7 protein-coding genes are annotated in these 15,597 nt (G+C 44.7%); 5 read left to right on the forward strand and 2 right to left on the reverse strand.

Translation table 11 applies throughout. The features are described from left to right. Window positions 1–123 precede the first annotated feature (123 nt). The 3 genes from M0413_RS02155 to M0413_RS02165 all read left to right on the forward strand — a co-directional run bounded on the left by M0413_RS02155 (window position 124) and on the right by M0413_RS02165 (window position 9,295). A complete protein-coding gene (locus M0413_RS02155; protein WP_249553022.1) occupies window positions 124–4,596 on the forward strand; it encodes an EAL domain-containing protein in 4,473 nt (1,490 codons plus the stop codon). Between the two features lie 225 nt (window positions 4,597–4,821). Beyond that, window positions 4,822–7,041, forward strand: a complete 2,220-nt coding sequence (locus M0413_RS02160) for a patatin-like phospholipase family protein (protein ID WP_249553023.1) — start codon at window positions 4,822–4,824, stop codon at window positions 7,039–7,041. Window positions 7,042–7,252: 211 nt separating this feature from the next. Continuing rightward, window positions 7,253–9,295 carry a M13 family metallopeptidase gene (locus M0413_RS02165; RefSeq protein ID WP_218677974.1) on the forward strand — a complete coding sequence of 681 codons (2,043 nt, stop codon included), beginning with the start codon at window positions 7,253–7,255 and terminating at the stop codon, window positions 9,293–9,295. A 69-nt stretch (window positions 9,296–9,364) separates the two neighbouring features. Here M0413_RS02165 and hxpB read toward each other — a convergent pair whose 3' ends face one another. Further along, on the reverse strand, window positions 9,365–10,021 hold the full coding sequence (hxpB, locus tag M0413_RS02170; RefSeq protein ID WP_011715645.1) for a hexitol phosphatase HxpB: 657 nt from the start codon (window positions 10,019–10,021) through the stop codon (window positions 9,365–9,367). Window positions 10,022–10,442: 421 nt separating this feature from the next. Between hxpB and acnB the strand changes: the two genes are divergently transcribed. Next, complete coding sequence (gene acnB / locus M0413_RS02175; RefSeq protein WP_047535159.1) at window positions 10,443–13,040, forward strand: bifunctional aconitate hydratase 2/2-methylisocitrate dehydratase; 2,598 nt, start codon at window positions 10,443–10,445, stop codon at window positions 13,038–13,040. A 183-nt stretch (window positions 13,041–13,223) separates the two neighbouring features. Here acnB and rsd read toward each other — a convergent pair whose 3' ends face one another. Beyond that, window positions 13,224–13,709 carry a sigma D regulator gene (gene rsd / locus M0413_RS02180; RefSeq protein WP_086023981.1) on the reverse strand — a complete coding sequence of 162 codons (486 nt, stop codon included), beginning with the start codon at window positions 13,707–13,709 and terminating at the stop codon, window positions 13,224–13,226. Between the two features lie 461 nt (window positions 13,710–14,170). On the opposite strand from rsd, the gene hemE reads away from it, so the two are divergent. Beyond that, window positions 14,171–15,235, forward strand: a complete 1,065-nt coding sequence (gene hemE, locus M0413_RS02185) for a uroporphyrinogen decarboxylase (RefSeq protein WP_249553024.1) — start codon at window positions 14,171–14,173, stop codon at window positions 15,233–15,235. Window positions 15,236–15,597: the final 362 nt, after the last annotated feature.

The following is a 15,597-nucleotide window of genomic DNA, read 5'->3' on the forward strand; positions in this document are numbered from 1 at the left end:
TAAAAGCGCCTTTAGGGCGCTTTTTTATTGCCTAAGTAAAAATGTAAAGTTAATGTGAATGTGCGGGTGTATTCAGACTGTTGAACTGCTACAGTAAAACTATGGTGTTAAGTAAGTCGTCAAATGAAAAAAATAATAATCCACTTCCTTTTGGCATCAATATTGGTTTTTTGTTCAGGTCTTCATTCGGCTTGGGCGGGTAGTTTTGTACAACGGGTTTTTTCCGACAGGGACGGACTTGAAGCGACCAGTATTCGCGCGCTCACACTCGATGACCATGGTTTTATATGGGCTGCAACCGAGCAAGGTTTATATCGGGTTAGTAATTCTAAAGTGAGGCGAATTGATAAAACGGGTTCTGAGTTACGCCTTGCTGATGAGTTTTTGACAACAGTTGTCAATATCGATCGCGATATGCTGTTAGTCAGTACCAATGCCGCAACCTATCTTTATGACATCGCAAAAAATCAATTTACCCAGATGGGGTCACCTAATTTATTCCCTCATTTCCCTGGTGGAGTGTTAATTTCTGCTGCTCGTAAAAATGCCCAAGAATGGCGCTTGTTGATTGATAACGGCCAGATTTACGACTTATCCCCCTCAACCTTGACCTTAACTTTAGTGAGTCAGTTACCCGTTAATCGCGATCTACCCTGGCGCAAGTTATTGAGCATGCCTGATGGTCAGTTTCTTGTTGCGGGTCAATTTCAATTGTTACTCCTTAACAGTGCCGGGGAAAAAGTTGTTGATTACCAATGGACTGAACCTATGGGCAGTATTCTGGATATGCTTGAGGATTCAAAACAGCGTATTTGGATTGCAACGAGTCGAGGGATTTACCGATTAGAACCAAAAACCTTACAGATTTTCCCTGTTCCTGAATTACCCGATTGGAGCACTGCTATGGCTGAAGGCCATAATGGTGAGATTTGGTTTTCGAGTCGGGCAGGTTTATTAAAGTGGTCTCCAGATACCCATCAGATTGAAAATTATCAACAAGAGCTTAAAACTCAAGCCAATATGGAAACATTAAAGGCGATATTATTTGATAAATCAGGTTTGATGTGGGTTGGGGGCTCTGGAGATGGTTTAGCCTTACTGGCCTCGCAACCGGATTTCATTCTTGATACTTATACTGGCGAACCGCCACACCAATTATCTGACGCTATGGTGTGGTCGGTGTTTGCGAGTGATGAAGGATTATGGTTTGGGGCGTCAAATGTCAGCTTTGTCGGGCGAAACACTCAAAAAGCAATTACCGTAGATATTGAGGGATTAAAGCCGCACGAGAGTGTTTACGGCATCAGTCGCTTTATTGACCACTATTTATTAGTTTCGACCACCAGTGGTTTGTTTGTCGTGGATAAGTTGACCTTAAAAGGGATCAGTTTTGCCCAGTGGACGCATGGTGGTGAAGCATTTAAAAATAAACTCATCTATGGCACTTATGCCGATCCGAAACTCAAAGGACGGTTTTGGATTGCAACGGGTACGGGGCTGTATTTTTGGGAGCAAGGACTGTTTGAGCCGCAGCCATTTAACTTTGATGGGGCAACTGGGAATTCGCCAGAGCTTAAGCGGCCAACCATTCGTACTTTATATCGAGCCTCTGACGGTAAATTATGGATAGGTGGACGAAAGGTATTTGGTTATATTGACGAGCAAAATCTTTTTCACGATCAAAGACAATTGTTCAGTGGCTTAAACTCTGTGCCCTCAATTAGCCATATTGAAGAAATATCTCCCGGTGTGATGTGGTTTGGCTCCTATGAAAGGGGCTTATTCGAATTAAATCTCCACAGCGGCAAACTGGTTTCGTTAAGTTCACAATGGCAAGTAAATTGTAGTTCAGTATTTTTTATCCAAAAAACAACCAATGCCAATGTCGTTGCCTGTGCTGATTCGCTAATCCGTCAAGATAGAGCTACAGGGCAAATCTCAATGTTTAACCAACTTGATGGCCTAATTTCTAATGAAATGAATGAAGGTGCCTATTTTTATTCTGCCGTTTCAGGTCTGTATATTGGTACTCCTGAAGGGGTGATGAACCTTGATGTGGACAAGATGGTCAACCGTATTGCCGATGATCATGTGATGTTGGAGTCGGTATCGGTTTATTACGACAACAATACCCAAGTCTCGTTGTTACCCAAACCGTTGATGGTGATTAAGCCTGACGCCAATATGGTAAGCCTGCAGATCACTAACCTCGATTACCTTGATGATTCGCCAATACAATTTAAATATCGACTCAGATATCAAGGGGAGGAAGATAACTATGTGCTGCTCCAAGGTGAGTCGCAGGTAAACCTCGCAGGCTTAGCAGCGGGAGAATATCTACTTGAGGTGTTAAGCCAAGTCAATGGAATCTGGTCAGATAAGCCCTTTACTTTTCCCTTCTATGTTGAGCAGCACTGGTGGCTGACTCAAGGGTTTAAAGGTCTATTATTATTAGTGTTTTCGATTATTGCGCTGAGTTTAGCGTGGTATCGACAGCGTCAGGTTCGCACCTTTATGGCGATGAACCAAGCGCTAACCGAGAGTGATGATCGTCTCAGGCAATCGTTACGTGGCAGCGACTCTGATCTTTGGGAATGGCACAGGGATAGCCAATGTTTTTATCTCGATAACCGCGGTTATGTCTTGGGAAGTCATGCCAACGAAATTGTACTTACTCTTGAATCACTTCCCGTACATCCTTTGGATCGGGAAAAAGTACTGGTGCAATGGAATAGCATGCTTGCAGGAGAGGTTGATCGGTTTGAAGCCGAATATCGATATCATCGTCGCGATGGTAACTGGGGCTGGTTGAGGGTGCGCGGGCGTCCTGTGGCTCGCAATAAACAAACCCAAGTTATTGAGCGGGTAGCGGGGATTTATAGTGATATAACCTTGCAGCGGCAGCTTGAAGATGAAGTCAGTCTTTTAGCCCAAGCGTTTGAAAATACATCAGAAGGTGTACTCATTTTAGACGTAGATGAAAATATTCGTGTTGCCAATCATGCCGCACAGCACATCATAGGCTCAGAACAACAGAGCTTAGTCGGCCTATCATTTTCGCAATTTGTGCAAATGAAGGACGGGTTATCTACGGAAGTTGCCCAGTTACTTGGTCAGGATAGCTCATGGACGGGTGAGCGTGAGTTAGTCGGACAAAACGGCCTAGTTTATCCCGTATGGCTTAACGTGTCGGTGATGCAGTCATTGAATGAAAATGCCATTCACTATGTAGTAGTATTTTCAGATATCACTGAGCGGAAACGCACCGAGGCCGACCTTAGACGTCTGGCAAATTACGATGTATTAACAGGACTCCCTAACCGTTCGTTATTCGCCAATCGTTTGATGCAATCTATTCAAGCGGCTGAGCAAAGTGGTGAAAAGTTAGCATTGCTGTTTCTTGACCTAGATAGATTTAAGCATGTCAATGATTCCTATGGCCACAGTATGGGCGATGCACTCTTAGTTGAAGCATCTAATCGATTACAATCCTGTATCGGAAGTGACCATTTACTCTGCCGTTTTGGTGGCGATGAATTTGTTATTTTGCTGAAGAATGTTAAAGAGTTAAGTGATATTAACCACTTAGCTGAACAGTTGTTGGCACAAATCGTCGCGCCATTTAGGTTGTTTGGCCGCGAGTTTTATATTTCAACCAGCATTGGGATCAGTATTTGGCCCGATGATGCAATGCAGTCAGAAGCCTTCATAAAAAATGCGGATCTGGCCATGTATCATGCCAAGGAAGAAGGTCGTGGTAACTTCAAATATTATTCATCAGAGCGCAATGCCCAAGCGTTATACCATTTACGTTTGGAGGCTGATTTACGTAAAGCGATAGAGCGGCAAGAATTTGAACTGTATTATCAACCACAAATTGATATTTTGCAGGGGGATAAATTTATTGGCATGGAAGCACTCATTCGTTGGCGACATCCCGTCGATGGTTTTGTGCGACCCGATATTTTTATTAAAGTTGCCGAAGCTTGTGGTTTGGTTGTTGATATTGATCGCTGGGTTTTACGCCGCGCGTGTTTGGATGGGGCCAAATGGGCAATGCAAACCGCTGAGCCATTTAAATTGTCGGTCAATATTTCAGCTGTGCATTTCCGTCAGCCAGACTTTATCGATGGCGTGAAGAAAATTCTCGATGCCACCCGTATGCCCGCTTCATCTTTATGCTTAGAAATTACCGAAGGAGTGTTAATGAAAGAGTTGCAGGTGGCTAAAGCCCACTTAATGCAGCTTGACGAGCTTGGCATTGAAGTCGCGATTGACGACTTTGGCACCGGATATTCCTCTTTAGCTTATTTACGCAATTTTGAGGTGAATACACTCAAAATTGACCGTTCATTTTTGATCGATATCGCCTCGAATTCTGCCGATCAGGCTATTGTGAGTAGTATTATTGAATTGGCACGTAACTTAAAATTAACCGTAGTAGCTGAAGGGGTTGAAACCGTTGAGCAGTTAGAGCAGCTTTTTAGCCGTGGCTGTTATATTGTGCAGGGCTATTACTTTGCTAAACCAATGTCTGTCAGTGATTTTGAAAAATATCTTCAGTTACAGTCTCCGCTTGACTCATTGCAATCTTAATCTGCAATTTATGTGTGCTTAATTGCGTATTTTTAGCCTCGGCTCAAGTTGGGGTTTTATGTTGAATTATCTGTTTACAGCACTTGTGTTTAAACGTAAATGAAATAACGCGATCATTAATGGCAAATTTTCAACTCATCGGTTCAGATAAAATATGACTGATGGTTAAATAGATAAATTTGCTAATATTAACTCGAAATTTTTTATCCCATAAAAGTACTCATTATGATGCGCCGAATAGTAGCTTCTCTCTTTTTATGTGTGTTGCTGACTCCCTTATGTGCGGCTGAACGGCCAAAAATAGGATTAGTGTTAAGCGGTGGTGGTGCTAAAGGCGCCGCCCATGTTGGTGTACTTAAAATTTTAGAAGAACATCATATTCCTGTGGACTATATTGCAGGTACGAGTATCGGCGCTTATGTCGCGGGTATGTATGCCTTGGGATACAGTGCAAGTGAAGTCGAAACCATCATGATGGGGGTTGATTGGGATAGTGGTTATTCGGATACCATCCCTCGTAATGTATTGAGTTATCGAGATAAACAGTTACGAGATCGCTATAATATTCCGCTCAATATTGGTTATACCGAAGGCGAGGTGAAAGCGCCAAGTGGGGTATTGCGTGGGCAGACCATGTCGCAGTTATTACGGCAGTCCACGGATTTAGTGGAGCAATTTGGTGATTTTGATGCTTTAGCCATTCCTTATCGTGCCGTGGCGACGGATTTAGAAACCAGTCTACCCGTAGTGCTTAACCATGGCAGTATTATCAAAGCAATGCAGGCTTCTGCTACGGTGCCAGGTGCATTACAACCTACGCAAATCGACGGTAAGTTACTGGTGGATGGTGGTATTGCCAACAATATGCCTGTGGACGTGGTGAAGGCGATGGGCGCTGATATTATCATTGCAGTGGATATTGGCTCGCCACTGGTAAAAAAAGATAAGCTCGATAGCACTATTGCCGTATTAGATCAGTTGTCCAATTTCTTGACTAACGCCAGTACTGAAAAACAAAAGCAATTATTGACTGATAATGATGTGTTGATCCGTCCTGCGATCGATGCCCTAAGCACAACCGATTTTACCATCATGCCTTTAGCGTTAACCCTCGGCAAAGAAGCGGCGACCAGCCAGTTAGTTAAATTGCAAAAGATGAGCGTTAGCGAAGAACAATATGCCGCCTATGTTGAGAGTAAAAGGGCCAAGGGTAAGACTGTCATGGCGGATATCGCTCATCCTATCAAGGAAATTGTGTTTGATAACCACTCAAAAGTTAGCCTTAATTTATTAAAAGAAACCCTAGAACTTAAACCTGGTCAGAATATTACTAAAGATGAATTGAACGATGCCTTAAAACGCATCTATTCCCTCAATAAGTTTGAGCGCGTGGATGCCGAGTTTGTCGAGTCTGAAGAAGGTCGAGTGCTGACGGTGACCACCCGAGCTAAATCTTGGGGACCAAATTACTTCCAACTAGGCTTTAATTGGGAGGACGATTTTAGCTCTGATTCAGCCATCAGCTTTGATATGGCTTATACCATGACAGACTTAACCTTTAATGGCGGAGAGTGGCGAAACGAAGTTAAGCTTGGATTCGAAAAGCTATTTGCAACCGAGTTTTATCAACCGCTAGATAGAGATCAAGAGTTTTATAGTCGAGCCCGATATCAATTCGATGTTCATAATTGGGATCTCTACGATAACAATAACCGTGTTTTTGTCTTTGACAAGAAAACCCACACTATTGAATTAGGAATTGGTTATAACTATGTCTTGCAAGGGTTTATTGAATTTGGTTTAGTGGGGGAGAAAGGCGTTATCGTCAATGATGCCTGGTTGCTGAAGGATTTTGATTTTAACTCCTACGGTGCTTACTTGAGGGTTGGTTATGACAGCTTAGACAGTATTAGTTTCCCGACTTCGGGTAACCGCATCACCTTAAATGTGTATGTGCGTAATGAAGATTTTGACGATGTCGTTGATAACAATAAAAACGAATTTAGTGTTCAGGTTGAAGCCGATTGGAAAGGCGCGCTCAGCGTTGGCAATCATGCCTTTGTGGGTAAAGCGTCGCTTGCGACAAATAATAATGACGGACTTAATACGTTACACTTGTCCGATTTGGGCGGTTTCTTAAACCTTTCTGGTTATCACAAGGACTCGCTCACAGGGGCGCATAAGCTCTTTGGCGCCTTTGTCTATCAGTATGATCTGGGCCGAGATGCCTTATTAGGTATGAGAGATTACCCACTCTATTTAGGGCTAAGTTTAGAGGCGGGAAATGTATGGTATGAACGCTCAGAGGTATCCCTCTCAGACCTTATCTATGCTTCTAGCCTTTACATAGGTACAGATACTTCTATGGGGCCGGCAGCACTGGGCTTTGGTATTACAGATATGGGTGATAAATCCTTGTATTTATTTGTCGGTAAAGCCTTCTAAATCGATCGAAGGGCATAACTAAGGTTATGCCCTTCGTTTTTCCTGCTGAACACTATTCCCGCATAATCTAAAAATCGCGTTTATACTGGTTTGCGCAAATATCACTAAGTGTCATAACCTTTTACAAAATCTTGCTACAGCCAAACTAGGCAAAATGCTAAGGTTTTGCAGGAAAAAATAACAACACTCTCAACGGAAGCTGGGGAAAACAATGAAGAAGATTAGCACACTGGCGCTGGGGATTGCCCTGAGCCTAGGTTTAGCCGCTTGCAGCAGCGAGCCTAAAACTGAAGTCGCCGCGGTTTCTGGCATTGAATTACAAAACTTTGATGCCTCAGTTCGCCATCAAGACGATTTTTATTACAGCGTGAACGGTAAATGGTTAGCGAATACGCCTATCCCTGCCGACAAGTCTAACTACGGTGCATTCTCTGTGCTGTACGATCAAAGCCAAGATGCGTTGAAAAAAATCATCGATGCCGCCGCAGCGCAAAAAGATGCTGCTCCTGGCTCTAATAATCAAAAAATCGGTGACTTTAACGCCAGCTTTATGAATACCGATTTGCTCGAATCCTTAGGTGTAACCCCATTAAATCCATTACTGGCGGACATCTCTGCAGTGAAAAATCACAGTGAATTACCCGCGGTGATGGGGAAATTACTCACCAGCGGTTCAGGTATTCCCTTTGGTTTCTACGTTAATAACGACGCGAAAAATTCTACCCAATATGCAGTGTATTTAAGCCAGTCGGGCTTAACCTTGCCAGACCGCGATTACTACTTAAAAGATGACGCTAAGTTTGTCGCTAATCGCCAAGCAATGGCGAAATATGTGACTGATATTCTGACTGAAGCAGGCTATAAAAATGCAAAACGTGCCGCGAAAAACGTAGCCGACATCGAGATGATGATCGCTAAGAGCCAGTGGAGCCGCGTTGAATCTCGCGATGCTAACAAGTCTTACAACAAACTGAGCCGTGCCGAGCTGCAAAAACTCACTGGCAAGTTTGATATCAATGCCTTTGCGACCAGTGCGGGCCTTGGCGATAAAGTGACTGAAGTCATCGTGCGTCAGCCATCATACTTAGAAAAGTTAGGCGCTAATTTTGATGCCTTCCCCGTTTCAGCTTGGCAGGATTACTTAACGTTCCACTTAGTGGATAGCTATGCTGAGCTGTTAAGCAAAAACTTCGTTGACCTTAACTTTGCCTTTAAAGGCAAAACCTTAATGGGTATTGAAGAACAACAACCACGTTGGAAAAAGGCGGTAGATGGCGCCGACCAAGTGATTGGTGAGTTAGTCGGTGAGGAGTACGTTAAGCAATATTTCAAACCAGAAGCAAAAGCCCGCATGGAAACCATGATCAAAAACTTGATCAAAGCTTTTGAAGTCAGCATCAACGAACTCGAGTGGATGACGCCTGAAACGAAAGTCGCGGCTCAAGAAAAACTGTCTAAGTTTACCTACAAGATTGGTTATCCAGACAAGTGGAAAGACTACACAGCGTTAGAGATCAAGCCTGATGAGCTGGTGGGTAACTATATGCGTTATGCCAACTTCGAATATCAAGACATGATCAACAAGTTAGGTAAGCCAATCGATCGTACCGAGTGGCATATGACACCACAAACGGTGAACGCTTATTACAGCCCTGTTGGCAATGAAATCGTATTCCCTGCGGCGATTCTGCAACCGCCATTCTTCAATATGGAAGCCGATGATGCGGTTAACTACGGTGGTATCGGTGCGGTAATTGGCCACGAAATCAGCCATGGTTTCGACGACCAAGGTGCTAAGTACGATGGCGACGGCAACCTGCGTGATTGGTGGTCTGATAAAGACCGTGAAGAGTTCCAAAAACGCGGTAAGCAACTGTCGGCGCAGTATTCTGGCTATGAAGCGTTGCCCGGTAAGTTTGTGAACGGTGATTTAACCTTAGGCGAAAACATCGGTGACTTAGGTGGGTTAACAGTAGCTGCTCGCGCCTATATGATGAGCTTAAACGGTAAACCTGCTCCCGTGCTCGATGGCTTAACGGGCGAGCAGCGTTTCTTCGTCGGTTGGTCACAGGTATGGCGTCGTAATTACCGTGATGAAGAGTTAGGTCGTCGTCTGTTGACTGACCCTCATTCACCCAGCCATTACCGCGCGATGGGGACACCGCGCAATATTGAAGCTTTCTACAAAGCTTTTGAGCTGAAAGAGAGCGATAAGATGTACTTAAAACCAGAAGAGCGCGTAAAAATCTGGTAATCCATAGGATGAAAATGAAAAAGCCAGACGGATGTCTGGCTTTTTTATTTGCGTCAATTGTTGCTGTGATTAGCCCAAGATAGCCGGTAAATCTAACAAGCTGTCGGCTTGGTGATGGGCGACAACCCATTTGGCCTGCCCGCGTTGCTCCGGTGCGGGAATGGCGACGGTCTGCATATTGGCAGCGCGGGCGGCGATAAGACCATTGAAAGAGTCTTCAATCGCGAGGCAATAACGCGGGTCGACTCCTAACGCGGCGGCGCAATTTAAGTACACCTCGGGATGGGGTTTGCCATAGGTGAGACCTTCGGCGGATTGTACCGCCATAAACTTATCGCTTAGGCCGAGTTTACTGAGTACGGCTTCGATAATGGTGTAAAAAGAAGAGGTGGCTAGGCCTATCTTTAAGCCTTTAGCTTGGCAGTAATCAATGGCTTGTTGAACGCCTTGCATGGCTTCGCCCGTTCGCAGGATTTCCTCTGCGACTTTATCGACGATGGCGGTGCTGACCTTGGCATTGTCGTAATCGGCCCAAGGTGCTTTGTGATACCAATAGTCGACACATTGGTCGATACGTAAACCTGTGGTTTGTTGAATCGTTTCGATAGTGACGGGCACGCCAAGTGCCGATAAGACTTCATACTCAACCCGTTGCCAAAGGGGTTCTGAATCGATTAACACACCATCCATATCAAAGATAACAGCTTGAATACTAAGGGATGTCATTACTACTCCAAGGGATGGGAAATGGGTCATTCGAGCTTGAGTGTAAGTTTAAGCCCGTCATCTTCAAAGCCTAAACACACAAAGTTGAGAAATATTTTTGGTGGAAAGGAATTGATGTCCAAAAAAATAATCGTTCGATTTTAAATTGATGAACGTATGTTAACTATTTGTAGATTATGGTTTTTTATCTGTTTTCAAACTATTGTCTAATTTCCATTGTTTTATTGTTGCCGTAAGTTGAGTTGCACCTCCGGATTTAGCCCTTATTTCGTCTTTTGCCGAGTGTGACCTGATTCATACTTTTGCAAAGCTGTAGTATACTGCTGGCCGGAAATACGGGTCGATCATGTCGGACTGTCAGCTTCAATTGAGAAGACGTGCAGTTTCGTTGTTAGAGCGCCAAACAAAGAGGAATGTTGCCGTGCTAGAAGCATATCGTAAACACGTCGCAGAACGTGCTGCAGAGGGCGTAGTCCCTAAGCCATTAGATGCACATCAAGTGGCTGAACTGGTTAAATTGGTTCAAAATCCCCCCGCTGGTGAAGAAGCTGTTATTCTTGACCTGCTCGAAAATCGAATTCCCCCCGGTGTTGACGAAGCCGCCTATGTAAAAGCCGCGTTCTTAGATGCGGTTGCTAAAGGCACTGCAACTTCACCCATACTATCTGCCGAACGTGCGACTGAGTTATTAGGCACTATGCAAGGTGGCTATAACATCGAGCCGCTGATCGCTCAGTTAGATAACCCCGCTCTGGCGCCTTTAGCTGCTAAAGCCTTATCTCACACTTTGCTGATGTTTGACTCTTTCCACGATGTGGTTGAGAAAATGGAAGCCGGTAACGTCTATGCTAAACAAGTGGTTGAAGCGTGGGCAAATGCAGACTGGTACTTAAGCCGTCCAAAATTAGCGGACAAAGTCACCCTGACCGTATTCAAAGTCTCTGGTGAAACCAACACCGACGACCTGTCACCAGCACCCGATGCTTGGTCACGTCCAGATATCCCATTGCACGCCTTAGCTATGCTGAAAAACGCACGTGATGGTATCGAGCCAGATGTACCTGGCAGCGTAGGTCCAATCAAGAAATTAGAAGAACTGAAAACCAAAGGTTTCCCATTAGTTTACGTGGGTGACGTTGTAGGTACTGGTTCATCACGTAAATCTGCGACTAACTCAGTACTGTGGTTCATGGGCGATGATATCCCATTCGTACCTAACAAACGTGCTGGTGGTTTCTGCTTAGGTGGCAAAATTGCGCCGATTTTCTTCAACACTATGGAAGATGCGGGCGCACTACCAATCGAACTCGACGTCAGCAAAATGGAAATGGGCGATGTGATCGACATTTACCCATACGCTGGTGTTGTTAAGCGTCATGGCTCAGATGAAGTGATTTCTGAGTTCAGCCTGAAAACCGACGTACTGTTAGACGAAGTGCGTGCAGGTGGTCGTATTCCACTGATCATCGGTCGTGGTTTAACTGACAAAGCACGTGCGGTATTAGGTTTACCAGCGTCTGACGTATTCGTACGTCCACAGGACATCGCTGATAATGGCAAAGGTTACACCCTTGCACAGAAGATGGTCGGTAAAGCCTGTGGTGTTGCTGGCGTACGTCCAGGTCAATACTGTGAGCCTAAGATGACTTCTGTAGGTTCACAGGACACTACCGGGCCTATGACCCGTGACGAGCTGAAAGACTTAGCTTGTTTAGGCTTCAGTGCCGATTTGACTATGCAGTCATTCTGCCACACTGCCGCTTATCCAAAACCAGTTGACGTTAACACGCACCACACACTGCCAGATTTCATCATGAACCGTGGCGGTGTGTCTCTGCGCCCAGGTGACGGTGTTATCCACTCTTGGTTAAACCGTATGTTATTACCAGACACAGTAGGTACTGGTGGTGACTCACATACGCGTTTCCCAATCGGTATTTCATTCCCAGCGGGTTCTGGTCTTGTTGCCTTCGCTGCTGCGACCGGTGTGATGCCTCTGGACATGCCAGAATCAGTATTAGTACGCTTCAAGGGCAAGATGCAACCTGGTATCACCCTACGTGATCTAGTACATGCTATCCCATTAAAAGCGATTGAAATGGGTCTGCTGACGGTTGAGAAGAAAGGTAAGATCAACATCTTCTCTGGTCGCGTACTGGAAATCGAAGGCTTAGAAACCCTGAAAGTAGAACAAGCATTCGAACTGTCTGACGCCTCAGCAGAACGCTCTGCAGCGGGTTGTACTATCAAGTTAGACAAAGAGCCAATCATCGAGTACCTGAACTCGAACATCACTATGCTGAAGTGGATGATCGCTGAAGGTTACGGTGACCGTCGTACTATCGAGCGTCGTATCAAAGGCATGGAAGAGTGGTTAGCGAATCCTGAGCTGATGAGTGCTGACGCCGATGCCGAGTACGCAGCAGTGATCGAAATCGATCTGAACGAGATCAAAGAGCCAATCCTGTGTGCGCCAAACGATCCAGACGATGCCGTGTTATTGTCATCTGTTGCGCAAACTAAGATTGACGAAGTGTTCGTGGGTTCTTGTATGACTAACATCGGTCACTTCCGTGCGACCGGTAAGATGTTAGACAAGTTCGCTAAGACGCTACCAACACGTCTTTGGATTGCACCACCGACTAAGATGGACAAAGACCAACTGACCGAGGAAGGCTACTACGGTATTTTCGGTCGCGTTGGTGCGCGTATCGAGATCCCAGGCTGTTCACTGTGTATGGGTAACCAAGCACGTGTGGCTGAAGGTGCGACAGTGGTTTCTACTTCTACCCGTAACTTCCCGAACCGTTTAGGTACAGGTGCTAATGTATACTTAGCGTCTGCGGAATTAGCGGCAGTAGCAGCATTGTTAGGTCGTCTGCCTACGGTTGAAGAATACCAAGAATACGCGAAAGAGTTAGACGCAACCGCAGCTGACACTTACCGTTACTTGAACTTCGATCAAATCGATTCTTACACTAAGAAAGCATCACAAGTGATCTTTCAATCAGCTGTATAATCGATTGATATGATAATGAAAAAGCCAGCGAAAGCTGGCTTTTTTGTTTCTATTGAATGCTTTACTGTACTGTTAATGCGCAAACAATCACATAGCAACTTAACGAAAGATAGAGGATAAATTGATTATTTATCGGTCAGGCATCTCTTTAGCGCAGTGTTTAGCGTGGCTTATCATACCGCATTAAGCTTGCTGGGCGTGCTCTGAGTATTTGCTGTGCAGCACTTCGAGGAGTTTATCCTCTAACTCGAAACGCGTTTCCATGGTATGCGCCAGTTCGGAGAGATCTTTATCGAGCTGATACATCACTTGATCGTCCTGCGTTTCAGCGTACTTATCGTTAAAGTCTAGCGCTGCGTTGGTCGTTGGGGTGATCTTAGGCAAAACCTGTTGAATAGCCGCTTTGCAAGGGGCGCCAAATTTTTCGCAGGCGTTAATCACTTGGTCATACACTTCGAAATGACCTTCAGAAACGTAATCCACTAATAAATCACAAAATGACTTAACGTTCTCAAAAGAGGGAAGCGATTTTTCCGCATTAGTGTAGGGCGGTAGCCCAGCAATTTGGCAATAATGCACCAAGAGTTTGCGACGATTTTCTAGCCATTGATCTATAAGCTTATTTGAACCGCCCCACTTTTGTTCTGCTTTTTCGAGTTCTCTCAGCATGATGCATTCCATTTAAGTGCTAGGACATAACTCTAATGTAGGGGAGAAATAGCTCTTCGATCAACCCTTTTTATCGGGATTTGCGATAATTGGTAAATGGACAAACCAGCTGTTTTGTATAAAAAAATGTGGAAATAAAAAGCCCAACGATAGAAACCTATCGTTGGGCGAGTAATGTATATAGCAGGCTCGATGCGACGAGCTTCTTGATTGTTCTTGCTAGCGCAGACTTTTTATACCAAAGGCGGGGAACTGGTGCAACTTTTTTCTGTCTGACTGTGACTTTGAGTTCGATTAATAAACAGTATGTTATCTGGCTAGCATTTTGAGGATAACTGCTTAAATGGACAGCAATGATGGGGAATAGCTCACATAAATTATCTCATATTGGTTACATTATTCGCGTAAATGCTAAACTACCGACCCAGCGGATCTCAATAAAAGTCTAGGAATCAAGCCAAATGGCAGAATTAAAGAATGATCGTTATTTACGCGCCCTATTAAAACAGCCTGTCGATATGACTCCGGTTTGGATGATGCGTCAAGCAGGCCGCTACCTTCCTGAATATAAAGCGACTCGCGCTCAAGCGGGTGATTTCATGTCTTTATGTAAAAACCATGAATTGGCCTGTGAAGTGACACTACAACCGCTGCGTCGTTATGAGCTGGATGCGGCGATTCTGTTTTCCGACATTTTGACTGTTCCCGATGCAATGGGATTAGGTCTGTATTTTGAGGCGGGTGAAGGCCCACGTTTTGAGCGCCCAACAGATACTATCGATGCCATCAAAAAATTATCAATCCCAGACCCAGAAGATGAACTGGGTTATGTGATGAAGGCCGTTAGCACGATTCGTCGTGAACTGAATGGCCAAGTGCCATTAATCGGCTTCTCTGGTTCGCCATGGACTCTAGCCACTTACATGGTTGAAGGCGGTTCGAGCAAAACCTTCGAAAAAATTAAGAAAATGGCCTACGTCGAGCCTGCTGCATTGCATATGTTGCTTGATAAGCTTGCAGATTCAGTGACCTTATATTTAAACGCACAGGTGGCTAATGGTGCGCAATCTTTAATGATTTTCGACTCTTGGGGCGGCGCGTTATCGCACACTGCTTACCGTGAGTTCTCACTGCGTTATATGCAGAAAATTGTTGATGGCTTAACTCGCTTTGCTGATGGCCGCCAAGTGCCAGTGACCTTATTCACTAAGGGCGGTGGTTTATGGTTAGAAGCGATGGCTGAAACGGGCTGTGATGCTTTAGGTTTAGACTGGACTGTCGATATCGCTGACGCCCGTCGCCGTGTTGGTCATAAAGTTGCTCTGCAAGGCAACATGGATCCATCCATGTTATATGCACCAATCCCACGTATCGAAGAAGAAGTCGCTCAAATTCTGGCTGGCTACGGTGAAGGTACAGGCCATGTGTTTAATTTAGGCCATGGTATTCACCAGCATGTGGACCCAGAGCATGCAGGTGCCTTTATTAAGGCGGTTCACGCTCAATCTAAGCAGTACCATAAATAAGCTGCACTAAATAACAAACGGACCTGAGGGTCCGTTTTTTATGGCGTTTATCACAGCGTCAGAAACTTCCACTTGGGCGTTGTTAATTGGGTATTAACTTGTGGTTTAGCGAGTGCATTAATTAATCGCGTGCTTTATAGCGTATGTCTCCGCGGTGTTAGTGCATTGGAGCTCGGTTACCATCTAACTTTTTAAAACTTTTTTATCGAATAGCTGCGTTAAATCAAAGGCGTTTAAAGCAATTAAATGCATGCTATTGCCTACTTTAGCAACGGATAAAGCAAAGTGATATTTAATACTATTTGCAAATGAGATATGTTGCATGGCGCTATAAGGGACTAAATAAAGCCGTTTGTTAATTT

It is taken from the genome of Shewanella sp. 8A, assembly GCF_023475945.1.
Classification (GTDB): domain Bacteria; phylum Pseudomonadota; class Gammaproteobacteria; order Enterobacterales; family Shewanellaceae; genus Shewanella; species Shewanella xiamenensis.